This window comes from Mesorhizobium sp. M2E.F.Ca.ET.209.01.1.1 (genome assembly GCF_004010375.2).
Classification (GTDB): domain Bacteria; phylum Pseudomonadota; class Alphaproteobacteria; order Rhizobiales; family Rhizobiaceae; genus Mesorhizobium.
Genome location: NZ_SADP02001352.1, coordinates 1 through 280 on the forward strand (window position 1 = coordinate 1; position 280 = coordinate 280).

The 280-nt window shown below is 66.8% G+C and carries 1 protein-coding gene; it reads right to left on the reverse strand.

From position 1 onward, the window contains the following. Positions 1–17: 17 nt before the first annotated feature. On the reverse strand, positions 18–280 hold a 263-nt coding region (locus EN852_RS40370; protein ID WP_210238348.1), incomplete at its 5' end, for a hypothetical protein.

Sequence of the window (280 nt, forward strand, 5' to 3'; positions counted from 1 at the left end):
GGCTCGCTGCCTGGCGATCAATCGCCCCGCTCAGCTTCCGCCGGTTGGAGACTAGCGGTGGACGGATGCCGGCCCTCGACGTTGCCAGGGCTGAACTCGTCCGCGAACGGCGCTAGCGCCGCCTCCAGCGTCTCGCGGCCAGCCAGCTCCCAGCTTCTCGGCACGAATTCTCCAGCCTTCGCCTCATATGAAGCGCGAGCCTCCGGCGAGGTGATCCAACTGCGCATGGCGTTTTCCCATCCCTCGACATCGAGCGGATCAAGGCAGAGCCCGAACGGGC